The organism is Chrysosporum bergii ANA360D, from assembly GCF_029891735.1.
Taxonomy (GTDB): Bacteria; Cyanobacteriota; Cyanobacteriia; order Cyanobacteriales; family Nostocaceae; genus Umezakia; species Umezakia bergii.
This window is the reverse complement of sequence record NZ_JANQDH010000020.1, coordinates 1-24,583: the sequence shown is the minus strand read 5'-3', so window position 1 is coordinate 24,583 and position 24,583 is coordinate 1. Positions and strand designations below refer to the sequence as shown.

The 24,583-nt window shown below is 42.2% G+C and carries 21 protein-coding genes, 1 tRNA gene and 1 riboswitch; of the genes, 16 read left to right on the top strand and 6 right to left on the bottom strand.

The window, feature by feature from the left end; translation table 11 throughout:
* The first annotated feature begins 59 nt into the window (after positions 1-59).
* From fni to NWP17_RS03060, 3 genes are all read left to right on the top strand, one after another.
* Positions 60-1,115 carry a type 2 isopentenyl-diphosphate Delta-isomerase gene (gene fni / locus NWP17_RS03070; protein WP_280653441.1) on the top strand — a complete coding sequence of 352 codons (1,056 nt, stop codon included), beginning with the start codon at positions 60-62 and terminating at the stop codon, positions 1,113-1,115.
* Positions 1,116-1,120: 5 nt separating this feature from the next.
* The gene (sppA, locus tag NWP17_RS03065) at positions 1,121-2,956 is read left to right on the top strand and encodes a signal peptide peptidase SppA (RefSeq protein WP_280653440.1); all 1,836 of its coding nucleotides are present in this window, start codon (positions 1,121-1,123) and stop codon (positions 2,954-2,956) included.
* A gap of 527 nt (positions 2,957-3,483) precedes the next feature.
* Positions 3,484-3,702 carry a DUF4327 family protein gene (locus NWP17_RS03060; protein WP_280653439.1) on the top strand — a complete coding sequence of 73 codons (219 nt, stop codon included), beginning with the start codon at positions 3,484-3,486 and terminating at the stop codon, positions 3,700-3,702.
* Between the two features lie 30 nt (positions 3,703-3,732).
* Here NWP17_RS03060 and NWP17_RS03055 read toward each other — a convergent pair whose 3' ends face one another.
* The 3 genes from NWP17_RS03055 to NWP17_RS03045 all read right to left on the bottom strand — a co-directional run bounded on the left by NWP17_RS03055 (position 3,733) and on the right by NWP17_RS03045 (position 7,691).
* Positions 3,733-4,959, bottom strand: a complete 1,227-nt coding sequence (locus NWP17_RS03055) for a protein kinase domain-containing protein (RefSeq protein WP_280653438.1) — start codon at positions 4,957-4,959, stop codon at positions 3,733-3,735.
* A gap of 104 nt (positions 4,960-5,063) precedes the next feature.
* On the bottom strand, positions 5,064-7,025 hold the full coding sequence (locus tag NWP17_RS03050; RefSeq protein ID WP_280653437.1) for a serine/threonine phosphatase: 1,962 nt from the start codon (positions 7,023-7,025) through the stop codon (positions 5,064-5,066).
* A gap of 45 nt (positions 7,026-7,070) precedes the next feature.
* Positions 7,071-7,691, bottom strand: coding sequence for a pseudouridine synthase (locus tag NWP17_RS03045; protein ID WP_280653436.1), 621 nt, complete (start codon positions 7,689-7,691; stop codon positions 7,071-7,073).
* A gap of 138 nt (positions 7,692-7,829) precedes the next feature.
* Positions 7,830-7,927: riboswitch (TPP riboswitch) on the top strand.
* A 6-nt stretch (positions 7,928-7,933) separates the two neighbouring features.
* On the opposite strand from NWP17_RS03045, the gene thiC reads away from it, so the two are divergent.
* Positions 7,934-9,307, top strand: coding sequence for a phosphomethylpyrimidine synthase (gene thiC, locus NWP17_RS03040; RefSeq protein WP_280653435.1), 1,374 nt, complete (start codon positions 7,934-7,936; stop codon positions 9,305-9,307).
* Positions 9,308-9,358: 51 nt separating this feature from the next.
* On the opposite strand, the gene pyrE is transcribed toward thiC, so the two are convergent.
* Positions 9,359-9,979 (bottom strand): orotate phosphoribosyltransferase, encoded by a 621-nt coding sequence (pyrE, locus tag NWP17_RS03035; RefSeq protein ID WP_280653434.1) that lies wholly within the window; start codon positions 9,977-9,979, stop codon positions 9,359-9,361.
* 101 nt (positions 9,980-10,080) lie between these two features.
* Here pyrE and NWP17_RS03030 point away from each other — a divergent pair, with 101 nt between their 5' ends.
* Positions 10,081-10,521, top strand: a complete 441-nt coding sequence (locus NWP17_RS03030) for a hypothetical protein (RefSeq protein ID WP_280653433.1) — start codon at positions 10,081-10,083, stop codon at positions 10,519-10,521.
* A 62-nt stretch (positions 10,522-10,583) separates the two neighbouring features.
* Here NWP17_RS03030 and NWP17_RS03025 read toward each other — a convergent pair.
* Positions 10,584-10,656 (bottom strand) — tRNA-Ile (locus NWP17_RS03025).
* Positions 10,657-10,869: 213 nt separating this feature from the next.
* Between NWP17_RS03025 and NWP17_RS03020 the strand changes: the two genes are divergently transcribed.
* On the top strand, positions 10,870-11,571 hold the full coding sequence (locus NWP17_RS03020) for a hypothetical protein (protein WP_280653432.1): 702 nt from the start codon (positions 10,870-10,872) through the stop codon (positions 11,569-11,571).
* 186 nt (positions 11,572-11,757) lie between these two features.
* Positions 11,758-13,107, top strand: a complete 1,350-nt coding sequence (locus NWP17_RS03015) for a hemolysin family protein (RefSeq protein ID WP_280653431.1) — start codon at positions 11,758-11,760, stop codon at positions 13,105-13,107.
* 13 nt (positions 13,108-13,120) lie between these two features.
* On the opposite strand, the gene queC is transcribed toward NWP17_RS03015, so the two are convergent.
* A complete protein-coding gene (queC, locus tag NWP17_RS03010; protein ID WP_280653430.1) occupies positions 13,121-13,795 on the bottom strand; it encodes a 7-cyano-7-deazaguanine synthase QueC in 675 nt (224 codons plus the stop codon).
* A gap of 590 nt (positions 13,796-14,385) precedes the next feature.
* On the opposite strand from queC, the gene NWP17_RS03005 reads away from it, so the two are divergent.
* The 9 genes from NWP17_RS03005 to NWP17_RS02965 all read left to right on the top strand — a co-directional run.
* A complete protein-coding gene (locus tag NWP17_RS03005; protein WP_280653429.1) occupies positions 14,386-15,468 on the top strand; it encodes a Gfo/Idh/MocA family oxidoreductase in 1,083 nt (360 codons plus the stop codon).
* Positions 15,469-15,600: 132 nt separating this feature from the next.
* Complete coding sequence (locus NWP17_RS03000; RefSeq protein WP_280653428.1) at positions 15,601-16,215, top strand: DedA family protein; 615 nt, start codon at positions 15,601-15,603, stop codon at positions 16,213-16,215.
* A gap of 185 nt (positions 16,216-16,400) precedes the next feature.
* On the top strand, positions 16,401-17,552 hold the full coding sequence (gene fcmB / locus NWP17_RS02995; protein WP_280653427.1) for a filament morphology actin-like protein FcmB: 1,152 nt from the start codon (positions 16,401-16,403) through the stop codon (positions 17,550-17,552).
* Between the two features lie 5 nt (positions 17,553-17,557).
* Positions 17,558-18,025, top strand: coding sequence for a filament morphology membrane protein FcmC (gene fcmC, locus NWP17_RS02990; RefSeq protein WP_280653426.1), 468 nt, complete (start codon positions 17,558-17,560; stop codon positions 18,023-18,025).
* A 560-nt stretch (positions 18,026-18,585) separates the two neighbouring features.
* Positions 18,586-19,632 (top strand): permease, encoded by a 1,047-nt coding sequence (locus NWP17_RS02985; RefSeq protein WP_280653425.1) that lies wholly within the window; start codon positions 18,586-18,588, stop codon positions 19,630-19,632.
* Positions 19,633-19,703: 71 nt separating this feature from the next.
* Complete coding sequence (locus NWP17_RS02980) at positions 19,704-20,471, top strand: TIGR03943 family putative permease subunit (protein ID WP_280653424.1); 768 nt, start codon at positions 19,704-19,706, stop codon at positions 20,469-20,471.
* 64 nt (positions 20,472-20,535) lie between these two features.
* Positions 20,536-22,050, top strand: a complete 1,515-nt coding sequence (locus NWP17_RS02975; RefSeq protein ID WP_280653423.1) for an Ig-like domain-containing protein — start codon at positions 20,536-20,538, stop codon at positions 22,048-22,050.
* 454 nt (positions 22,051-22,504) lie between these two features.
* Positions 22,505-23,917, top strand: a complete 1,413-nt coding sequence (locus tag NWP17_RS02970; RefSeq protein ID WP_280653422.1) for a hypothetical protein — start codon at positions 22,505-22,507, stop codon at positions 23,915-23,917.
* 547 nt (positions 23,918-24,464) lie between these two features.
* Positions 24,465-24,583, top strand: a 119-nt coding sequence (locus NWP17_RS02965) for an HNH endonuclease (RefSeq protein WP_425332634.1), incomplete at its 3' end; no start/stop codon positions are given.

The following is a 24,583-nucleotide window of genomic DNA, read 5'->3' as shown; positions in this document are numbered from 1 at the left end:
GGGATTTTCATGGTATTACACCATCAAGTCCCCCCAACTGTAACAATAGTGATTTACCAGTGAACTCTCCTAAAAATAACTCACAACCAACCCAGTCACGCAAAGCAGATCATATCCGCATCTGTTTAGAAGAAGATGTCCAATTTCATCAAGTTACCAGTGGGTTAGAAAGTTACAGCTTTACCCACTGCTGCTTACCAGAACTAAACTTAAAAGATATTGATATCAGCACTACTTTTCTGGGTAAACCCTTAGCAGCACCACTGTTAATTTCTTCCATGACTGGAGGAACAGAACAAGCTGCAATGATTAACCAGCGTTTAGCAAGAGTTGCCCAACACCATAAACTAGCTATGGGTGTTGGTTCCCAGCGCGTAGCAGTGGAAAAACCCCAAGTGGCTGATACCTTCGCCATCCGCAAGTACGCCCCGGATGTTTTGTTATTTGCTAACTTGGGGGCTGTACAACTAAATTATCACTATGGTTTAGATGAGTGTCGGCGGATTATTGAGATTTTAGAGGCTGATGCTTTGATCTTACACATTAACCCACTGCAAGAGTGTATTCAACCTAACGGTGATACCAATTTTAGCGGGTTACTTGACAAAATTAATGATTTATGCAATAGACTAACCCTGCCTGTGATTGCCAAGGAAGTAGGCAATGGCATTTCCGCAGCCATGGCAGAAAAACTCTTAGCTGCTGGAGTCAGCGCCATTGATGTGGCTGGTGCTGGCGGCACATCTTGGGCAAAGGTGGAAAGTGAACGGGCGGAAAATGCCCGGCAAAAGCGCTTAGGCAGAACATTTGCTGATTGGGGCTTGCCTACAGCAGATTGTATCACAAGTATTCGGGCTATCGCCCCAGATGTACCCTTGATTGCCTCTGGGGGTTTACGTCATGGACTAGATGTAGCCAAGTCCATCGCTTTAGGAGCGGATATAGCCGGTTTAGCTATGCCCTTCTTGCAAGCTGCTGTTGAGTCGGAAGAGGCATTGTATAATTTAGCTGATGTGTTAATTGCGGAAATAACAACAGTATTATTTTGTACTGGCAACAGCACATTAGATAACTTGCAACAGTCAAAAAGTTTACGGAAAAATATTATCAATTAAATAAGATGCGTAACTTTCTCAGACAAACTTTTGCCAGTTTACTAGGTACTCTACTAGGACTGATGATTTTTTTTGGTATCAGCACAACGGGAATATTATTACTGTTATTTGCTGTCACCACCGCCAGAGATGCTACTCCACAAGTAAAAGATAAGTCAGTTGTAGTTTTTGACCTGTCAATGAATATTACCGATAAACCACCGGGATCTGAAGAATTGCTACAACGGGCATTATCAGGGGCGGAATTTGACAGTATGACACTCCGCAGCGTTCTTGATACTTTAGAACAAGCCAGGCTTGATCCGCGCATTGTCGGTATTTATTTAGACGCAACAAGTACAAGCACAGCCAGTAGCACCGGCTTTGCTTCCTTGACCGAAATTCGCCAAGCCCTGGAAAAATTCCGGGAATCTGGGAAAAAGATTATTGCCTATGGGGTGGATTTGAGTGAAAAGAAATATTACCTCAGTTCCGTAGCAGATAGGATTATACTTAATCCCATGGGGATAATGGAAGTTAACGGTTTAAGTAGCCAACCGATGTTTTTAACCGGCGCTTTAGAAAAATTCGGCGTTGGCGTTCAAATCCTGCGGGTGGGGACATTTAAAGGAGCAATTGAACCATTTATCCTCAAGGAGTTAAGTCCGGAAAATCGCCAACAAACACAACAATTATTAGATGACGTGTGGGGAACTTGGCGCAGTACAGTTAGCTCTAGTCGCCAACTTACTCCCCAAGAACTGCAAGCGATCGCAAATACTCAGCCCATACTCACAGCCAATGAAGCTAAAGCGAGTGGTTTGGTGGATCAAGTGGCATACTTAGACCAAGTAGTTACCGAACTGAAAAAATTAACAACCAGTGATGAGAAAGAGCGCACCTTCCGGCAAATTAATCTGAGTAATTACGCCCAAGTTGCCGAGGGAGAAAACAGTATAAAAAGCGAATCTAAAAATAAAATAGCCGTGGTTTATGCTGAAGGCGAAATTGTCAATGGACGAGGAGAAGATCAGCAAATAGGAGGCGATCGCTTTGCCAAAATCTTTAATCAACTACGTCATGATCCTCATGTCAAGGCGGTTGTACTGCGAATTAATACTCCCGGAGGAAGCGCCACTGCATCCGAGGTAATCCAACGCGAAATACAATTAACCCAGAAAGTAAAACCTGTTGTGGTATCAATGGGTGATGTGGCCGCCTCCGGTGGTTACTGGATTGCTACTGATTCCAGCCGAATTTTTGCCCAACCAACCACAATTACAGGTTCTATTGGCGTGTTTGGCCTCCTATTTAATGGGCAAAAACTAGCCAATGATAACGGTATCACCTGGGACACAGTAAAAACCGCACCATTAGCCGATATTCAAACCCTCACTCGCCCAAAATCACCCGCAGAATTAGCAATTTATCAGCGTACTGTTGACAGCATTTATAATTTATTCCTTCAGCAAGTTGTTCAAGGTCGGAAATTACCAGCAGCAAAAGTCGCAGAAATTGCCCAAGGGCGAATTTGGTCAGGAAAGATGGCCCAAGACATCGGTTTGGTGGATGAAATAGGTGGTTTAAATGCTGCTATTAAATATGCAGCCAAGGAAGCTAAACTAGACAACGATTGGCAATTACAAGAATACCCCAGAGTCACTAGCTTAGAAGAACGCTTTTTTGGATTAGCATCTCAAGAAATCAGCACTATTCTCCAAATAGCCGGAATCTCAATTCAACCATCTCATCCTTTGATGGCACAGTTGGACAAACTCAAACAGCAATTAGTGATTTTGGAAAGTATGAACGATCCACACGGCATTTACACCCGTTTACCCTTCAATTTTCACTTGGATTAGGTTTTTTTATCCGCGTTGTTGTTACCCAGCGATGAACATACTTCCATTTTTGCCGATGAAAATAAAATTTTTATAAAGATTTATCAAAAATTTGTTTAATTTTAGACGTTTGCGATAGTCTATATAAAAGGTAAAATGTGCGTAACCATTTTTTACCAAAAATTACCCAAAAAATGTTTAAAAAACCAGTTTATATAGTCCTTTAACAATCACACAGATGATGCGGACTATGAAAACCCAAAATTTACAGGTCGTCCCTAAAAACATTTCCATGCAATTTAGGCGGGCGGCTCACCTTTCCGTATAGCATCCACGATGACTGCTCTGGGCAGAATTTCAGGGATGTAGTGGTGATTACCGTACAAAAGCGAATTTTCTAGCCAACCAGTGGAGTTTGTTATGGTATACTAAATGAAGTTAAGACTGACTTTGCCAACTACAATACTCCTCGTATCGCTAAAAATTGCTAAACGGAAAGCAGTTTTAATTAAGCATTTACCAAACAAAATCTGAATTGAATCGAGGCTATGACTCAGCAAGTGATTCACCCAATGGTGAAATTGCAGCGTAAAGTGCAATCACTCATCGAATCTAATATTATCAAACCAAGCGACAGCATTTGGAAAATTGCCCTACTCTATGGCAATGAATGGCAGCACTGGAAACAGGAACTGCAAGACTTTGGCTTTAGTATGCAAGATCCAATTGGCGATTTGTTGGCCGTAGAGGCCTGGGATGAAGAGTAGGTATTTTTCACAATCACTACTCCCCACCCCCTAAACTTGGCAATCAGCTAATGCCGTAGCTAGTTCTTTGGCACTTTGATAGCGATCGCGTGGCAAATGCTGCGTGACCCGTTCAATGATGTCTCTAAGTTGAGGACTAATGGTGGGAATCTTAGCCACATCAAACTGGGAACCCTGTCCCCGGTAACGATAAAACTGAAAGGGATTCTCACCTGTGAGCAGAAAAATTAGAGTTGGACCGATGGCATACAAATCAGATTGAGTTAAGGGTTTTCCCCGTTCTTGTTCCGGGGCGCAGTAACCCTCAGCGCCAATACGAGTGCCTGGTGTAGTACCAATCTCCTTTACAGCCCCAAAATCCAACACCACTATACGATTATTAGAATTTCGCACCATCAGGTTGGCGGGTTTGATATCACGATGTATCAGTGGTGGATTTTGGCTATGGAGATACTCTAATATCTGGCAGGTTTGAATCATCCACGCGACGGCCTGTCCGGGGGTAACAGGACCAGTGGCGTAGACTTTTTTTTCTAAATCCTGTCCATGAACTAATTCCATAGCCAAGTATTTTTTTGCCCCCACCACAAAAAAGTCGTAATAATCGGGAATCCCCTCATGGTCAAGGGACTTGAGAGTATGCGCCTCTCGTTCAAATAATTCCTGCGCTTTGGCAATTTTAGCCATATCAGCATTCATTTGTTTTAAAACTAACAATTGTGGTTTTCGTTCCATTGCACTGGCGGTATTCCAAGCCAAAAAAGTGGTACCCATACCCCCTTGTCCTAGAGTTCGCAACACCTGATATTGGCGAATTTGCTGTTGAACTGAAATAGGTTGACCGCAATGAATACAAAATAGATTATTAGGCGAATTACCTTCGTGATTGCAACTGTAAGCTAAATTACCCCCAGTGTTTTGTGCAGTACCAGGTGTCTCTTGGAATTGGAATCTTAATATTGGTCCTCCCTGTGCCAGTTGCAGCAACGAATTGTTGGGCAAATCGCACTGAAGCACCAACACACCATCCAAAAAAGTGCCATTACTGCCTTTACTGACCATCTGCCAAAAACCAGCATTTTTATGGTTGGCAAGATTAACTTGTCTCAGTTCCAAATGATGCCGCGAAACCAAACTATCAGATAAAACCACATCATTATCCACCGCTCGACCAATGCGAATCACGGAAGAATTTTCAAAGCACCACTGCTGGAGTGGCCTTTTTTGTTGCGGTTCCAACAGAGTCAGAATAACCACAATAAAACCTACATCAACTGAAAAAAACTAGGTTTGAGAATTAGAGATGGGGAAATAATCGACTATTTTCCACCCCCCATGTATTTTAACTCTCAATTATGGGGTCAGAGTTTAGCCCGGACAAGTATAGCAGTAATATTGTCATGGCCATTGTGTTGGTTAGCCAAATCAATTAATTCTGTAAGTGCCTGTTCCAAACTACCACCACAACTCAACAGGGGAATAAGATGATTATGCCCATGACTTTCTAGTAGATCATTATCTGATAAACCATCCGATACCAGGATAAAAAGACTATCTTCTGTAATATCCAAAAATTCCACATCAGGATAAACTGAGTTTTGATCACGAGGACCCAAAGCTTGAGTTAACTGGTAGGCATCTGGACGAGCATAAGCTATATTAGCCTGCACTCCTCGCGCAATTTCTCGTTGACCCACTTCGTGATCTACGGTAATTTGTTCCAATCCCCTTTTGTGTGTGAGACGATAAAGGCGACTATCTCCCACATGAGCCACTGCTGCTTTACTACCTTGAATTAACAGCATAACCAAAGTAGTACCCATGCGCTTCGTGCCAGAACGGGCTTCTTGTTGATTTAGTTCATAAATTGCTTGATTGGCTGAACGTACTGCCTCATTAATCATGTCTTCTGTGGGCATTTGGTCACCAATCCAATGTTCCTCAAAATATTGCCTGAGAGTATTAACAGCCAACTCGCTGGCTACCTCACCCCCCGCATGACCACCCATACCATCACAGAGAACATACAAACCACGCGCTTCCACCACTTGTTTATGGGGTAACTCCCGCTTGTAGATTTTGGTATCAATACCAAAGTAATCTTCATTGTGATGGCGTTGAAGACCAACATCAGTAAGTCCGGCATCTTCCAAACTACTCAACTGCATTGACCGTAAAACAGTTGGCAAATCCTCGGCCTTGATATCTTCTAAATTCTGCAATTGTATAATCGTCGGTGCAGCAGTGTTTTTTTCTGCCCCGGTATGAGCAATTGTCATCCCCGGTGCTTCTAGTTCAGCAATGATTTCTTGTAAACGCGATCGCAACTCCTGCACCGTTTGAATTTTACCCAACCTCAAATCTTGCCACACTCGGATTATAGAACTAAATTGAGTGCGTTGGGACTGTGTAAATAGTGAGTGCCAAACTTGCGCCAAGGCTTGGATAGTTAAAACCTTTCCAGGGATTGTTGCTGCTTTTTCCCCTGGGGATAATGCCATACCCGGCTCTTCATTCACTGATTCTACATATAAGCGTTGTAGCGCCAATCTTTGGTCTTTATCCAAGCGCAGATTCCATAAATCCAACAAACTTTGACGACAATTAACCGTTTCTAATACAGACCACAGTTCTGTCATCTCACACATTATATGTAAAATTTGTAGTGTAGATGTTGTTTCAACTTGCCAGAACTCAAGTAAACACTGCCAATTTGAACGATCTTCCACCAGTAGCACATGAGTATCATATTGTTGCCAAGCATCATGAATTGCTGGTATGCCTGGGTGAGTTTGGTATTGCAAGACAATATAAGCATGAGCCAGGGGAGAAATTCCCCTCATTTCCACTGCTGGCAACAGTAAATGCTGTTGCTGATTAGCTACCATAGCTTCAATGGGCGATATTTGATACGGCTGACAATCCAGCACTTTCACCCACATTTCAGCCCCAGACATATTTTCCTCTAGGGGGGATAGGGGTTCTAAAAGTTGATAACGCTGTTCTTGGTCTAAAAAAGAACCTGGTTTCAGGTCTAATAAAGAAATAGGGGTTTGAGAGGAGTCTTTTGGATCATCTTGTCCTCCAGTGCTGTGTTCTCTTGCTTCCCCAGCCTTCGTTCCCCAGTCCCCATTCTCAGACTTAACAATAATTGCCTGCCAAACTTTTCCGCATTTCGCCCCACAGTGATGACAGAGTTGGGCGTTCAAAGGTACTTCGGTACTGCACTGAGGACAAACCTGATGAGTCAGGGAAGCACCACAGCTTTGACAAAATTTATTAGTGTTGGGGTTTTCAAATGCACACTGAGGGCAAATCAGCATAGTGGAACTTCCTTCATTTCCGTTTAATCGCTGCTTATAGTCACTCTAATAGCCTTGGATGCTGATACATTTTTTGTAGTTTTTGGGCAAATTATGCAAAAACTTCAGTTCTGATGGTATGAGATCCCGCCACTCACCCAGATGTAAACCATTTAAACTCAGACGGGCTATACTGACCCTGACCAATCGCAAAGTAGGAAATCCCACCGCCGCAGTCATTCGCCGCACTTGACGATTTTTTCCCTCCGTCAAAGTCATTTCTAGCCAAGAGGTAGGGATACTTTTACGAACTCTAATGGGCGGATTGCGTTCAGGGAGAGGAGGCGGCTGTACAAACAATCGTACCTGGGCTGGTTGAGTGCAGTAACCTTGAATTTTCACACCAGTTTGTAAATTTTTGATAGCATCTGCATCGGGAACACCCTCCACTTGCACCCAGTAAGTGCGTTCATGTCCAAAACGAGGGTGAGCAAGGCGATGTTGCAATTGTCCATCATTGGTCAATAACAATAAACCCTCGCTGTCCCAGTCCAAACGCCCCACAGGATAAACATCGGGAACTGGGATATACTCCTTTAAGGTACTATGTTTAGAAGTTTCCTGGGTAAACTGGCTCAGAACTCCATAAGGTTTATAAAAAATAATATAGCGGTAATGGTTAGCCATTAGTTATCACTCATTGCCCATAACTCCATTTTAATCATTGACAAACATTCCCAGAGACAGACGACACCCACCCCCAAAAAATCACCTGGTGAATTGTGAACACGCCCGCCTGTATTGGTAATCAAGATGGTACAATTTCATTCATGCTAGGGGTGCCTGAAAAAATCAGGCTGAGATCACACCCTTAACACCTGAGTCTGGTTAATACCAGCGGAGGGAAGCTGTTTATCGAGGAATTCAATATGCGGACAGAATGGGTTGCCAAGCGTCGTGGTGAGAGTAATGTAACTCAAATGCACTATGCCCGCCGGGGTGTTGTTACTGAAGAAATGCACTACGTCGCCAAGCGGGAAAATCTACCTGCTGATCTCATTCGGGAAGAAGTGGCGCGGGGAAGAATGATTATCCCTGCTAATATTAATCACACCAACCTAGAACCGATGTGCATTGGCATTGCTTCTAAATGTAAAGTTAATGCTAATATTGGCGCTTCTCCCAACTCTTCTAATCTTCAAGAAGAAGTGGATAAGTTAAATCTGGCGGTGAAATATGGTGCTGATACCGTGATGGACTTGTCCACAGGAGGGGGTAATTTAGATCAAATTCGCACCGCCATCATCAATGCTTCACCTGTTCCCATTGGTACAGTACCAGTTTACCAAGCTTTAGAAAGTGTCCACGGCAAAATTGAACATCTCACTGCTGACGACTTTCTTCACATCATTGAAAAACACGCCCAACAAGGTGTAGACTATCAAACCATCCACGCCGGCATTTTAATTGAACATTTACCCTTAGTGCGAAACCGCATCACTGGTATTGTTTCCCGTGGAGGCGGTATTTTAGCTCGTTGGATGCTACATCACCATAAGCAAAACCCCTTATATACCCACTTCCAAGATATCATCGAGATTTTTAAAAAATACGATGTTTCCTTCAGCTTGGGGGATTCCCTGCGTCCTGGTTGTACTCATGATGCCTCAGATGCTGCACAATTAGCAGAACTGAAAACCCTCGGACAGTTAACCCGCAAAGCCTGGGAAGATGATGTACAAGTGATGGTAGAAGGTCCAGGACACGTACCAATGGATCAAATTGAGTTCAATGTCCGTAAGCAAATGGAAGAGTGTTCAGAAGCACCTTTCTATGTATTAGGTCCATTGGTAACAGATATTGCTCCTGGTTACGACCACATTACCTCAGCAATTGGGGCAGCAATGGCTGGCTGGTACGGTACAGCAATGCTGTGTTACGTCACGCCTAAAGAACATTTGGGTTTACCGAATGCTGAAGATGTGCGGAATGGTTTAATTGCTTATAAAATAGCGGCTCATGCTGCGGATATTGCCAGACATCGCCCCGGTGCTAGGGACAGAGATGATGAACTTTCCAAGGCTCGTTATAACTTTGATTGGAATCGTCAATTTGAGTTAGCCTTAGACCCAGAAAGAGCTAGAGAATATCACGATGAAACTTTACCAGCAGATATTTATAAAACTGCTGAGTTTTGTTCCATGTGTGGTCCTAAGTTCTGTCCGATGCAGACTAAGGTTGATGCTGATGCTTTGACTGAACTTGAGAAGTTTTTGGCTAAGGAGCCGGTTACTCAGGGTTAAGTTAATTTTTGTTAAATATCGTTACTGGGTTTAACCCAGTAACGATGAATTTTAATTACCTAATTCTTGATACCGTTGTTGAATATCAGTAATTGTGAACACTGATTGAAACTTCAAACCCACAGACTGATAAAACTCTGTGCCCCCTTGTAGTCTGTCTACAAGTGAAATTACCATATCCACAGTATAACCAGCATCCCGCAGACGCTCAACGGCTTTCATAGCTGATTTCCCAGTAGTGACCACATCTTCCAAAACAATCACTTTTGTACCAGTCGGTAAATTAGGCCCTTCAATATAAGCCCTTGTTCCATGACCTTTAGCTTCTTTACGAATAATCAGCCCGGGTATGGGACGATTTTCATAGGCAGAAACCACGCTGACAGCAGAAACAATGGGGTCAGCACCCAATGTTAAACCGGCTACAGCTTGAGTATCTAAGGGTAACAAGGATAAAAGAATGCGACCAATTGCTAAAGCCCCTTGGGGGTGTAGTGTTACCTGCTTACCATTAATGTAGTAAGAACTGCTTTGTCCAGAAGAAAGGACAAAATCACCTTCTTGATAAGCCCCTTGGCAAAATAAATCTAATAGCTTCTGGCGTAGGGTGGTTAAATCAGCAGTTGCTGCACAAATATCTAATTGGCCGGAGGTTTCAGTAGTATAGGTCATTACAAAACAAACAAATTTGTGTTACACCAAAGGTTGAACTGATCAAAGTTCTGAAATTAAGCATAAGTTAAGATTTGTTCAAACATTGAGGAGTAAACAAGATGAGTATAAAATTTAAATTTCAAACCTTTGGTGGTTTATTAGCCTTGGTAGTTGCTGGTGTAGCCTTTCCTTCTGTTGTGGTCGCTCAGACAGAAACACCAAATTATGAAACCACAAATGATGCCTTTGAGCGAGCTTTCTTTAGACACAATCGTAATTTCTACGAAAATAGCACCCCCAAGCGTCAGCTAGATTCTCTCGTGGGTTCAGGTTCACTGGTAAGTAATTCCTTCCCAGAAAATGAAATTACCCGGGATGGTGGATTGGTTAACACCCTCTATCGTGATGTTTTTCAACAGCAAGTAAGCAATGACCCTTATCTCCGCACTCCCGACTTACCCAGTCCTTATGACACATCTTTGCTGATGTCCCCTCGCTATAATGTCAACAACCTAAGAGTTGGGACTGAGTTCCGATTTGAACCCATCACAAAACGCTAAACGAACTCTAAAGTCTCTTGTAGGGACACGATTAATCGAGTCTCTACTCAACAATAATAAAATCCAGGGTGCAGGAGTTGAACCTGCCTAGGGCGAATTATGAGTTCGCTGCCTCAACCGCTCGGCCAACCCTGGACTAAAACAATTATAGCGTAATTTTAATATTTGTCTACAGTCAACAATAATTTATCGAAACTTTACCCAACATTTATGTTACATCTTGTCTCGGAAATAGTGCAAACTAGTATTAATTCAGTTCCCTTAAGGATTGAGAAACATAGCTTTAATACTTTTAATCTTGAATACGCTTAAAATAGGGCAGCATTTTTCCGCAATAGCTTGTCAGCAATGAAAATAAATTCCACTGTACTTCTAACTTTAATGTTGTTAATCCTGATGCTGGGCGCAGGTTCTGTAAGTGCGTTTTTAGGTTTTGAAATGGGGACTTCAGCACTCAAGGGTGTCACAACACCAGATGGCCGCCCCAAGACCAAATTCCCTGGTAGTAAGAGCAATAACCCTCAACCGTTGGGGGTGACATTCTTAAAAGAGGATGAAATCCTGAAAATTGTCAAGGCTCGAATTGAAGGTAAAACCAAGGCTGCTAAATCCGAAAACTTAAAAAAAGATCAAGAAGAAACCACCAGCACTAAGGAAAAGCCCAAGGAAAAACCCCCAGCAGTGGTTACAGAAAAACTCCAACCAGGATTTCCTATTACTGCTGAAAGTGAGGGTGTAACCTTTGCTGTGCAATCAGTCCGCTACTCTGGGGGCGATTTACTCATGAGGGTAAACATGAAAAATGAAGGGAGTGATACTGTGCGCTTTTTGTACACCTTTTTGGATGTTAGCGACGACAAGGGAAGAATACTGAGTGCCAGCACTGAGGGTTTACCGCCAGAATTACCACCCAACAGTCCTACTGTTTCAGGTACGGTGATTATTCCTACCGCCTTACTGGATGACGTGAATAAAATATCTCTATCTTTAACAGACTATCCTGCTCAAAAACTGAAGCTAGATGTGTTAGATGTTCCAGTAGAAAGGTAATTGAGTTGGGGAGTTGGGGAATGGAAACTGGGGAAGAACATAGCATTTCTTAAACACGTGAGATACAAATGTAAATGATAAGTGCGATTCGTTCTCTCTCAGGATGTACCTCACTTGGGTAAAATTCGCTATTACTCATACCCAACACCCAAAAACCGATACCAAAATTGTCATACTTAATCCGAGGTGAATGCTTTTTATAACTTAAATTCCACAGAAGTCGGGCTGAGATTGTTAACAGTACTCTTGTTGATCGCCATCAACGCTTTTTTTGTGACAGCAGAATTTTCAATGGTGACAGTACGGCGATCGCGCATTCATCAGCTGGTCAAGGCTGGTGATATTCCCGCCATGGCAGTTGAGGGTCTACAACGTAGCATTGAAAGATTATTATCCACAACACAGTTAGGTATTACCCTTTCTAGTTTAGCCTTGGGATGGATTGGCGAAAGTTCAATTGTCGTCCTGGTGAAGTCATGGCTACAGTCTTGGCGGTTACCCTTAGAAATGAGTAATTTTCTGGCTCATTCCCTATCAATTCCCATAGCGTTCTTTTTGATAGCTTATCTGCAAATTGTTTTAGGTGAACTATGTCCTAAATCAGTGGCTATGTTGTACTCTGAGGAAATGTCCAGAATTTTGGGACCCTCAGTCAAAGCAATAGTCCGCATCTTTAACCCCTTGATCTGGATTCTCAACCAATCCACCCGATTTTTATTGCGGCTTTTTGGGATTGAATACACCGGACAAAGTTGGCGATCGCCTGTTACTCCAGAAGAATTGCAGCTGATCATCTCCACGGAACGGGAATCAACCGGTTTAGAGCGTTCAGAGCGGGAATTGCTCAATAATATCTTTGAGTTTGGCGAAGTTACAGCCGAAGATGTCATGATACCTAGGACTGGTATTGTCGCCCTGTCAAAAGATGCCACCTTCCAGATTTTACTTCAGCAAATGATATCTACTGGTCACTCCCGTTATCCCATCATAGGGGAATCCTTAGATGATATTCGCGGCGTGGTTTATTTTAGGGATTTGGCACAACCATTGGCAATGGGGATTCTGACACCAGAAGCAAACATCCAACCTTGGATGCGCCAAGCCCGATTTGTACCTGAACAAACCCCCCTGAGTGAACTATTACCCATGATGCAGCAAGAAAAGCCAGCCATGGTCATAGTTGTCAATGAGTTTGGTGGTACTGTGGGATTAGTGACCATCCAAGATGTAATAGCGGAAATTATTGGTAATGCTCGCGAACCTGACAATATTGATGACTTGCTAGTGGAAATGTTAGATGACCAAACATTTTTGGTGCAAGCCCAGATTAACCTTGAAGACCTCAACCAAGTTTTACATCTCAACTTACCCCTAGGAAAACAATATCAAACCCTAGGTGGTTTTGTCCTATATCAATTACAGAAAATACCCGTCAAAGATGAAACCTTTTACTATGAGAATTTGGAATTTACCGTGGTGTCAGCAGTGGGTCCACGCCTGCATCAAATTCAAGTACGACGCTTAGAAGCCAAATAATCTGAATTTTTCCCTAAGCATAAGGCAAGGGATCTTTCAACCCCAACTCGGCAAAACCTGCTAACCTTAAACGACAGGAATCACAAACCCCGCAAGCAACATCATTACCTGCATAGCAAGACCAAGTTAACTCCCAAGGAACTCCCAATTGGTTGCCAAGTTCAATAATTTCACTTTTTTTTAAATCAATCAAAGGGGCTGCAATTTTAATCGGGTTCCCCTCACGTCCTTGTTTGGTTCCTAACTGAAAGACGTTCTGCATCGCCTGGATATAGTCAGGACGGCAATCAGGATATCCGGAGTAATCCAGGGCATTAACACCAATATAGACCCGTTCAGCTGCGATGGCCTCCCCATAGCCAAGGGCAAGACTTAAAAAAATTGTATTACGTGCAGGTACGTAGGTAACTGGAATATTTACCGACATTTGCTCCAGCGATCGCTCTTGGGGTAAATTAATTGTGTCGTCTGTCAGTGCCGAACCCCCCCATTTTCGTAGGTCAAAATTAACAACCTGATGTTTAACTACCCCTGCTTTTTCCGCCACCAGAAAAGCTGAGTGTAACTCTCGCCGATGTCGCTGCTGGTAGTCAAAAGAAATCGGGTAACATTCATAACCATCAGCCTTGGCTTGATACAAAACCGTGGAAGAATCCAATCCTCCAGACAATAAAATTACAGCTTTCATCTTAGTTTCAACTTTAGGAATTTCCGCACAGCTTGTAGAATTTCTTAAACACGTGAGACACAAATGTAAATGATCCTCTTGTAGTGCCAGCATCCTACTTGCTATGGATGCACCTCATTTTGCCAAAGTTCACTATATCAGCCGAACCGTGCAAAAATATGGAAGTGTTTGAGTAGTTACAATTTCCAATATATCCTTTTTTCATTTCCATACCGCCGGGCAATGTTTTCAAATTTCTGTATTCTTGCTTACAAAACCAGATTATTTATCAATGTCTAGTTAAATCTTGATCCCCATCATTAACATTTCACAGGTTTTTATGAGTTATTACTGACATTTTATCCGCTTTTGAAGTTTAACCACAGAAGGACACATCAAATTCCCGGCAAATAACAAAGTATTGATCAATTTACCACCGAATATGCAAAAAAAGCTAAATTTCGGGAACTGATTACAAACTTTAAAATTCTTGATAAATGTAACCTCTATGTTACCATCTTGATGGTTTGAGACAGAGCATAACTAGCTCTTAAGTATAAATACTAACAGCTATACCCGCTCTAAATTTGGTGGTTGAGGAGAGAATAATAGTGCAAAATAGCATGTCAGTGGCAGAACCAAATTCATATACACAGCGCAATCAGCCAAGACCAATTCGCATAGGCGTAATTGGGGTAGGTAACATGGGACAGCATCATGCTCGTATACTGAGTTCAATGAAAGATGTTGAGCTAGTTGGTGTGTCAGATATTAACGTTGAACGAGGCTTAGAAACAGCTAGTAAATACAAGGGACATTTTTTTGAAGATTACTGTGACTTGCTACCCCACGTAGAAGCAGTTTGTATTGCAGTACCTACCCGATTGCATTACGCAGTTGGTATTAACTGTTTGTTAGCCGGAATTCATGTTTTAATTGAAAAGCCAATTGCTGCCAGCATTTCCGAGGCAGAATCCCTAGTAAATGCTGCGGCTGATTCTCAGTGCATTCTGCAAGTGGGTCATATTGAACGTTTCAATCCAGCCTTTAAAGAACTGAGTAAAGTTCTCAAAACAGAAGAATTGCTAGCCCTAGAAGCTCATCGCATGAGTCCTTACTCAGACCGGGCTAATGATGTTTCGGTAGTGCTGGACTTAATGATCCACGACATTGACCTGCTATTGGAACTAGCAGCTTCTCCAGTAGTAAAATTAACCGCTAGCGGTACTCGTTCTTTAGATTCTGGTTACCTAGATTACGTCACAGCTACCTTGGGCTTTGCCAATGGTCTTGTTGCCACCTTAACTGCTAGCAAAGTCACTCACCGGAAAATACGCCGGATTGTAGCTCATTGCAAAAACTCATTTACAGAAGCAGATTTTCTCAAAAATGAAATCTTAATTCACCGACAAACAAATCACAACACTCTAACTGACCATCGACAAGTGCTTTACAGACAGGATGGTTTGATTGAGAAAGTTTACACCACCAACATCCAGCCCCTGAGCGCAGAATTGGAGCATTTTGTCAATTGCGTACATGGTGGTAATCAACCCTCAGTAGGTGGTGAACAAGCACTCAAAGCCCTGAGATTGGCAAGCTTAATTGAGCAAATGGCATTGGAAGATCCGGTGTTAAATCCATTAGATTGGCAATCTCAATCGCGAGTGCAATCATTAACCCCAACAGTTTAAAACAGAAGACAGGGGAATGGGGGCAATTCTATTTTATTACCTCCTATTCCCCTGTGCCTAGTCGTTTTCCCATGAGATAGTTAAGCTAAAGTTAGTTACGAAACCGGCGCGAGAATTTTAGGAATAAATGTAATGCTCGAATGGATAATTAATATTATTAACACTTTGGGCTACTGGGGAATCGCTCTTATGATGTTCATAGAAAACATATTTCCCCCCATTCCCTCGGAATTGATTATGCCACTAGCAGGATTTACGGCTAGGGCGACTCCGGAAAAAATCAATATCCTGGGCGTATTTTTGGCAGGACTTTTAGGTTCTGTAGCCGGTGCGCTGGTGTGGTACTACCCAGGTAAGTTTTTGAGTGAAAAGCGGTTGATAAATTTAGCCAACAAGTATGGCAAATGGTTGACCATATCCGGACAGGATATCACTAGGGCTAAACACTGGTTTGACAAGCAAGGTAATAAAGCGGTATTCATCGGTCGCCTAGTACCGGGAGTCCGTACTTTGATTTCTGTTCCAGCAGGGATGAGTAATATGCACTTGCTACCATTTTTATTTTATACAACTCTGGGTAGCGCTGCCTGGGTGGGTTTCCTCACATACTTGGGATACGTTTTGGGTAGTCAGTATCAACTTGTGGAAAAGTACCTCGCCCCTGTCTCTAAAATTGTGATTGGCAGTCTGGTACTAGTATTTATTGGCTGGTTGATCAAACGTCAGCGACAGAAAACCGGCAGTTGAAACCCAACTAAATTTTAGTGGGAATTGGGGGTTACATTTGGTCAAAATTAGCCTACACTAGTGACGCTGGAATCCCCAGGCTAAAGCCTGGGGGAGTGTCAACGAACTGAGATATTCTAGTATCTCAAATGCTTGTAAGATGAGCATGAGAAATTTTTATGGTTAACTAAAGACCAGGAGCTTTCATGACAGACCAACCTTCCGCAGCTACTCCAATGAATGCCGCAGCCATACCTCTAAACAGGGTGTCAGCAGCTACCCCAATGAATACTAACCCTGTAACTAATAGACCCAATATTGGTACTGGTAAAGCCATTCTCAGTGTTGATTTAGGCAGAACTTCTACCAAAACCTGTATCAGTCGGGAACCAGGCAGTGTAGAGTTTGTACCTGCCAACGTCAAAAAAATGTCCATAGAACAAATTAGAGGGGGTGTTTTTGAAGCCAGAGCTACTGACCCTCTCATGGATTTATGGCTGGAGTATCAAGGCTATGGATATGCTGTAGGTCAGCTAGCAGCAGACTTTGGCGCGAATTTAGGAGTCGGCCAATCTAAAGTAGAGGATGCACTGGTAAAAGTTTTGGCAACCGCAGGTTATTTCAAACTCAAAGACGAAATCTCCGTTGTACTGGGTCTACCTTTCCTTTCTGTAGAACAATTTGAAAAAGAAAAAGCTCAAATCATCAGCCAAGTAAGCGGACCTCATGTATTGAACTTCCGAGGTGAACCTTTATCCCTGAATATTACCAAAGTTTGGGTCATGCCAGAAGGTTATGGCAGTCTTCTCTGGTCGGAAGCTCAACCTAAAACTGGCGGAAGAGTTCCCGATTTCACTAAAATATCAGTAGCAGTTGTGGATATCGGACATCAAACCATTGATCTTTTGATGGTAGATAACTTCCGTTTTGCTCGTGGTCTTTCTCAAAGTGAAGATTTCGGCATGAGCCAGTTCTATGAAATGGTAGCCAAAGAAATAGAAGGAGCTGATAGTCAATCTTTAGCTCTTATTTCTGCTGTTAACAAACCCAAAGGAGAACGGTTCTATCGTCCTAAAGGTGCAAGCAAGCCCACCAACCTGGATGATTTTCTACCCAACCTCATAGAAATGTTTTCTCGAGATATTTGTAGTCGTGTGTTAGCCTGGTTACCAGAGCGGGTCACAGATGTGATTATCACTGGGGGCGGTGGCGAATTCTTCTGGGAAGATGTTCAACGTTTACTCAAAGAAGCTCAAATTACTGCTCATTTATCTACACCTTCTCGCCAAGCTAACGCTTTAGGGCAGTATATTTATGGGGAGGCACAATTGTCTGCCGGTCGAGGTGGTAGGGCTTAAAACTGATGTTCCAATGGTCAAAAAAGGTAGTTAAATCGGTCACGTTCAACCCTGAAGTTGCTGATGAAAGTTTGTTAGCAGTTGTGGAAAATTATTTAGAGCGACTACCTGACAAAACTTTTAGCGACATCTGTAAGGAAGCCCTCTGGCAATCTTTGTGTGTACCGGAAACTGCAAAACCTAGTCCAAAAACAGCAGCAACAGATTCGGTTGAACAAAAAATCGATCAGTTGCAACGTCAAGTGGCTGACCTAGAGGAACGTTTATTTGCTAATCAATCTCATCGTTTGGATTCGATAGAACGCCATATTTTGCAACTTACCCAACAAATAGCGGGTTTGGCAACTATGGTTACTGAGCAGCCAGCTACTCAATCTGCAAATTCATCAGCAGTACCAACTTATGCTGATAACCCTCCTGAAGAAGTTGATCCCGTCATCAGCCGCTTAAGTCAGTTTCTTGATGATTTTTAAGAAACAATTAGCTCGGTGACTATTTTTGTGGCTTTTAGCAATCCTTAATAGTAAGGATTGCTAATGTTTTTTGACATCTCCCCCGGTTGAAACACAGGGGATTCTAAACTTAACTCAAGTATCCACCATCCCAAACTTGGATTTTGCCAGAATGGACAAAAATTTAGAGAAAATATCGGTCAACCGCGATCGCCGAATGTTTAAACACTATGAACAGTTTATGAAATTTAGGGGAAGATCACATCCACAGCCACTAGGTTACAGTAAGTATAAACATTAAATAATTAAAATTTATCCAGCTAAATAGTTTTTTTCCTAAACTCCCAATAATTTTGGTAATCTAACAATCTTTCAATCAGTCTATTTAAGTAAAAACACGTATCTAATCCCAACAATATAAAACTTGCTTACCTTAGAAATATCTCAAACGCCACTAGAAACAAAATACTAACTTCCTGTTCAAATAAGTTAGCCTTACCCATACATGATTTTGATCCCCGTTGGGATAAAATGGCTAAACATATCCTAAAAATATTCAACCGCTTTTGACTGCGATACCCATGAATCAACTGAACAATGGTTTCACAATATTTCTGAGTTTGCTAGTCGAGGCGATGCCCTTTTTGCTATTTGGGGTTTTATTCTCCAGTGTGCTGCTGATTTTTGTGGATGAAGGGCAATTAGTAGCCAAAATGCCCAAAAATCCTATATTGGGTGCCTTAGCAGGTAGTTTGATTGGCTTTATGTTTCCGGTGTGTGAGTGCGGTAATGTGCCGGTGGCGCGCCGATTGCTGATGCAGCGAGTACCCACAGCCGTGACCATTGGTTTTTTGTTAGCAGCACCAACTATTAACCCGATCGTGATTTGGGCAACTTGGGTAGCCTTTCGAGACCAGCCAGAAATAGTAGTTTTACGAGTGGTATTTTCTCTGTTAATTGCTGTAATTATTGGGATTGTTTTCGGTTTTCAAAAAGACCTAAATCCTCTTGTCCAACCAGCGATCGCCCGTTATCTAAAATTCAACCCACCAACAGAGGCAGAAAATCAGGGCAGAAATCCAGGACAAGCACCAAACACAGTACCCAGTCTGTTAAAGTCGGGCACTTATATTTTAGGAGGAAAACCAGGACTGACTCAGCGCTTAGATCCTAACTTATTACAGCCAGCCTCCCCAGCGGCAAGCTCCGGTAAATTATTTGCTGATAAACTGCCCCTGGTTTTAGATAATGTCATCCAGGAATTACGGGAACTAGGGGGGGTGATGATTTTAGGCAGTGCGATCGCTGCTTCTGTTCAAGTATTTGCCCCCCGTGAATTAATTCTCAGCTTGGGTGCAGGACACATCAGTTCAATTGTGGTCATGCTAATATTAGCCGCAGTTGTATCCATCTGTTCCACAGTTGATTCATTCTTTGCTCTGTCATTTGCCTCCACCTTTAGTAGTGGTTCCCTGTTAGCATTTTTAGTATTTGGCCCCATGGTTGACATTAAAAGTGTTGGATTGATGTTAACCGTGTTTCATCCCAAGACTATATTCTACTTATTTGCTTTAGCCGCACAATTGACCTTTGTGTTCTCCCTGTTCATTAACTTGTATGTACTGTGAACTTTGTGCTTTATTAAATGGTCAGTAGATTGTTTACTCCGATCTACTCACCCCTGACTCACGACTTAGTAATGGCTAAAAAAACCAAAATTCCCCTGCAAAATATTTTCTTCTCCTGGCTGGATGCTTTGGCAGTGACAGTTTGGGGCGTTTTGATGCTGCAATACTGGCTGACAGGCAAATTATATCTGTTAATTCATCCTAATTTTTTTGCATTGGTAATTGGATGTGGCATCGTTTTACTAATAATTGGTTTGTTGAAAATGCGCGCAATTTGGCGGCAAGGTCGCCGGGTTGATACATCTAACATTCAGCATCTGAATTTATTTCCCCCTGGGTGGGGTAGTGCCTTATTATTAACTGTGGCGATTTTGGGTTTAACGATTACACCCCGGGTTTTTGCTAGTGACACCGCCATCCAGCTGGGTGTAACTGATTTACTATCCACCGGACGCGCACAACCCCAGTCCTTTAGTCCTTCTATTCGCCCAGAAGAACGCTCTCTGGTGGATTGGGTGCGGACACTGAACGTTTACCCAGAACCAGACTCATATACAGGTCAAGATGCCAAAGTTCAAGGATTTGTGATTCACCCACCAGACATAGCAAAAGAATATATTTTCCTAGCCCGATTTGTCCTGACTTGCTGTGCAGCAGATGCTTATCCAGTGGGGTTACCCGTTAAACTACCCAAAAATCAAGAGCGCTATCCTCCCGACACCTGGCTAGAAGTAGAAGGAAAAATGATCACAGAAACTCTGGGGGGGAAACGTAACCTGACCATTGCTGCTACTTCCATCAAAAAAATCCCCCAACCCCGCAATCCTTACAGTTATTAGTCACTACACCAGTACAAACGGTCATTCCCAAACCCAAAATCTAAAATTGTTTGAACACTGAAAAATGGCTACATCTAAGACCTTTATTCAACCACTAGACCGGGTGGCCATCACATTAATGTTGCTGCTGAGTCTGGTGATTGGGTTCATGATATTTCAAGGTGATGTGGTGGCACCTCGTGTCCGAGAATTTACTTGGCAAAATCAACAAATCGGAGCAGAGGACATTTCCTTTACTCTCAATTTTAGTCGCCCCATGAATACCAAAAGTGTGGAAGAAAACTTGAGAATTGAACCGCCTCTAGCAGGTAAAATCAGTTGGGCAGGGCGACGGATGGTTTATACACTCCTCACCCCAGCACCCTATGGAACTAATTATGAACTGCGATTGGAAGATGCAATAGATAGATTCACTGATGGCTTATCAGGCGTGGACGCAAAAAATAATAAAAATCGAGTCATCAAGCCATTTACAGGCAACTTTAGATCCCGCGATCGCGTGATTATGTACATAGGGGCTGATGTAGAAAATCAAGGTCAATTAGTTCTCTACAACTTAACAGAGGAGAAAAAAAATATACTCACCCCCAAAGACCTGGTGGTGATGGACTTTAAGCCTTTTCCAGGTGGTGAAAAGATTTTATTTTCGGCTCGTACCTCCAATAATCCTGACATACTCTCGGCTCAGTTATATACAGTAACCACTGGTATTTCATCTGACCCAGAAACACCAGCACAACCAGCAGCTAAAGTTGACTTAGTTTTAGACAATAAGCAATATCAAAATCTCAAATTCGACTTATCCCCAGATGGCAAAACAATAGTAGTTCAGCGAGGTAACAGAAACAATCCCAGCGATTTTGGGCTATGGTTTATGCCCAGCCCTAGCAATACCACAGAAAAACCCACTCCCCAACGGCTACAAAGCCAACCAGGGGGTGACTTTATGATTACTCCTGACAGTAAAGCTGTTGCCGTTGCCCAAGGTCAAGGGGCAGCTATCTTACCACTACAAACCGATGCCAGCAAACCTCTTAATTTTCTCCCACAATTTGGGTTAGTGCAGTCGTTCTCCAAAGATGGCTCCCAAGCGGCTATGGTCAAGTTTAATACCGACTATACCAGAGATTTGTTTTTAGTAACTAACCAAGGCGTGCAGAAACCCCTGTTAAAAACCACAGGTTCGATTCTCAACTGCCAATTTGATCCAGCCTCACCCACTCTCTATTGCTTGTTAACACAGTTAATATCTGATCAAGAATATGTAGAACAGCCTTATTTAGTGGCAATTGACCTGAAAACAGGAGAACAAAAACCACTGTTGTTACTACCCATTGAACAAAGGAATGTGCAAATGAGTTTAGCACCCGATGGTTTAGGCTTGCTTTTTGACCAAGTAATTCCCCAAAGAGATCCTGTCCCCCTATCTGCCAACCTACTGAAGACGGAAGATGGAGAAGTGATTGCTACTAGTAGCTTGTGGCTAATGCCTTTGTTACCCATTGATGAGGCTTCCACCAGCACCATTAAACCAGAGAAACTACCTTTAGTAGGATTTCATCCCCGTTGGTTGCCTTAAATTGCCAAAAGACTACAAACTTGAACCGTTTGCTCCGCATCTGCAATAAAAATTGTATACTGTTAACACCCGCATTCAAGTCAGGCTGAGTTGCCAAAGTTGACGGAGTAAGAGCAACTAATGTTATAACTGCATCAGTTCTATATCTAAAAACAGAAGCATGGACTAATGATTAATCCCTCACAGTTGGCAACAGTCTAACTTAACCCTTAGAGTCAACTCTGCTCTCAATATGGTTAAAATAAAAATAACTACTCCTATCCCACCGAGAAATTACTTAAATTTTTCATAAGTAATCTTTTAGCGTTCAGGGGTAACTGCCAACAAAATTTGAGAAAAGCCCGTAAATCAAGATGTTTAATTCTTTGATGTAATTTCCTTTAACTAAACCGTGTTGACCTTGATCTGACCTGCTAATTGAGCAGCCAATGTTAAACCACCAAGCAATGAGTGGATGAATAAACCCGACACATCAAACAACAGGGCTGGAATGGAAACTCTAAATTCTGATAATTCCCTACAACTGGAGCAGTCTAGCTGTCCATTTTACTCAATTATGCCTTCTGATAATATGAGAAATACACAATTGCCCAGTCTTAAACCTGCTGGAGAACCACAACCAGAAATACAAAATCCTGAGTTACCACAAGACACAGCCGACTCAGATTGGGTTGTGGAACCTAACAGCCAACAACAAACAATTGTTGACAGTGAATTTAAACAGCTATTGGCATTAAATCAAGAATTGCGTGGGGCAAATAATCAGTTGTATGAAGAGGTGGAACATCTGAAAGATGACCTAGCTGAATCAGAAAAGGCTTTGCAGTGGCACAAAAGGCGTTCTAGTGTGGCTGAATCTATGCTAAATCAACAAAATAAGGAACTAGCCGCAGCCCAAGAACAAATTAAGTCTCTATTCCAAGAGTTAGAAACAGCTGTACAAACTGTTCAACGCCAAGAAAACTTTATTGAAACTTATAAAGCACAACTACAAACTAGCCAACAGCGTTTGGCTCAGTTGGAGCGAGAATGTGCTATGCTGCAAACTAACTATAACGAACAGTCTCAACAAGCATCGCAATCAGAAAATACTTGTCGAGAGCTACGTAGTAGGCTGATGCGACAGCAACGCCAAACCCTACAATTCAAGGCAGCCTTAGAAAAGTGCCTAGAAACACCAGGGGTTAATAATTGCTCAGAGGATATACTTAACCAGGAAACCAGATTTTCCCGCAAGGCTCGGTCTTTGTTTCCTGATGTACAACCGATTAAACCTTGGTCAGCCGAATCAGAACCCCACGGCTGTCAAGTTGATTATCCTGAGAATAAATTTATGCCTTTGTGTGGTGAAGAGCAAGAATCACCTATAAACAGCAGTGATAATTCTCAGCCTGTTCCATCATCAGACTCACAATCAACTGCTTCTGTGGAACCGTCAAAACTAGATTCTCAATTAGATGGCCTGATCCAAAGATTTTTTAATATGGATTCTGCCGCTGCATATTTGCCCCCAGCTAAAATTGATGATGTAGAAAGCGATGAAACTGAAGCACCCGTCGGGGAGACTAAGACCACAAGTTTTGAGAATAATCAACCATTAGAAATACCAGATGGAGAAGAAGATTCGCCCATTTCAGTAACAAATCATTCTCCAGAGTCCTTGAACTTGTCTGGAGGACAGACTAATGGGGAAACCTCCCTTACTGCTGGTGTAGCATGGGGAGGTTATGCTGAGGACTATGCCAAAAATACTCAATCACCTTCACCAGTGGTTTATCCCCAGCGTCCCCCTAAAGGGCGTAAGTCTTTGTCATCTGTGGAACTGCCGAATTTTAGGACAAATAATCAATATACTAATCCTCAATAATTTGGCTGTGATTTTGGATTAATCAATTTTGGATTTTGGATTTTGGATTTTGGATTTTGGATTTTGGGATTAGCGAATATTTTTCTTAAGACTAAACACCACCGAAGAACAACAACTTGAGACGGAATTAAAACAAGCCGACTTAGTAGAGAAGGAGCAAAATTAATAAAATCAGAGATATTAAGCGTTTATTGGAAACCAAATCTTTTCAATCGTTAGGAAGGGTAATGACAAAAATCTTTGTAATTTCCTTTGGGGTAAATTTACTTTTTAAATGTGCTTGATAAAATGGGGGTAACATTCTCAATTGAACATACAAGACATAAAAATGTTAAAGATATTTGGTTCTTGCGTATATTTTATGGTAATCGAGGATTGATAACAACAAAACCCTTACGGGGTAAGGTTCATAAACGATTATGCCCAATATTTTCAATGAAATGCCGACATAATAAGGCTTTCAATGATTTTGAACTGGGTTCTCCATAAAAAGTACCGAAGAACCAGATTTAGAAAGTAGCGATCTTCTGGTTGATGATCGTAATTTATGAATAAAACTCCTCGGATTCCCATCCCCCCTTCTGTGAGAAAATATGTATTTGAACGAGACAAATATCAGTGCCAAAGCTGTGGTAAAACAACCTTAGAAACTAACCTAACCATTGA

Bases quoted from the DNA above. Each gene is read 5' to 3' on its own strand.
- sppA (WP_280653440.1), top strand. From the start codon at position 1,121: ATGCGTAACTTTCTCAGACAAACTTTTGCCAGTTTACTAGGTACTCTA.
- thiC (WP_280653435.1), top strand. From the start codon at position 7,934: ATGCGGACAGAATGGGTTGCCAAGCGTCGTGGTGAGAGTAATGTAACT.
- pyrE (WP_280653434.1), bottom strand. From the start codon at position 9,979: ATGACCTATACTACTGAAACCTCCGGCCAATTAGATATTTGTGCAGCA.
- queC (WP_280653430.1), bottom strand. From the start codon at position 13,795: ATGAAAGCTGTAATTTTATTGTCTGGAGGATTGGATTCTTCCACGGTT.
- NWP17_RS02985 (WP_280653425.1), top strand. From the start codon at position 18,586: ATGAATCAACTGAACAATGGTTTCACAATATTTCTGAGTTTGCTAGTC.
- NWP17_RS03020 (WP_280653432.1), top strand. From the start codon at position 10,870: ATGAAAATAAATTCCACTGTACTTCTAACTTTAATGTTGTTAATCCTG.
- NWP17_RS02980 (WP_280653424.1), top strand. From the start codon at position 19,704: ATGGCTAAAAAAACCAAAATTCCCCTGCAAAATATTTTCTTCTCCTGG.
- fcmB (WP_280653427.1), top strand. From the start codon at position 16,401: ATGACAGACCAACCTTCCGCAGCTACTCCAATGAATGCCGCAGCCATA.
- NWP17_RS03060 (WP_280653439.1), top strand. From the start codon at position 3,484: ATGACTCAGCAAGTGATTCACCCAATGGTGAAATTGCAGCGTAAAGTG.
- NWP17_RS03000 (WP_280653428.1), top strand. From the start codon at position 15,601: ATGCTCGAATGGATAATTAATATTATTAACACTTTGGGCTACTGGGGA.
- fcmC (WP_280653426.1), top strand. From the start codon at position 17,558: ATGTTCCAATGGTCAAAAAAGGTAGTTAAATCGGTCACGTTCAACCCT.
- NWP17_RS02970 (WP_280653422.1), top strand. From the start codon at position 22,505: ATGAATAAACCCGACACATCAAACAACAGGGCTGGAATGGAAACTCTA.
- NWP17_RS03045 (WP_280653436.1), bottom strand. From the start codon at position 7,691: ATGGCTAACCATTACCGCTATATTATTTTTTATAAACCTTATGGAGTT.
- NWP17_RS03050 (WP_280653437.1), bottom strand. From the start codon at position 7,025: ATGCTGATTTGCCCTCAGTGTGCATTTGAAAACCCCAACACTAATAAA.
- NWP17_RS03030 (WP_280653433.1), top strand. From the start codon at position 10,081: ATGAGTATAAAATTTAAATTTCAAACCTTTGGTGGTTTATTAGCCTTG.
- NWP17_RS02975 (WP_280653423.1), top strand. From the start codon at position 20,536: ATGGCTACATCTAAGACCTTTATTCAACCACTAGACCGGGTGGCCATC.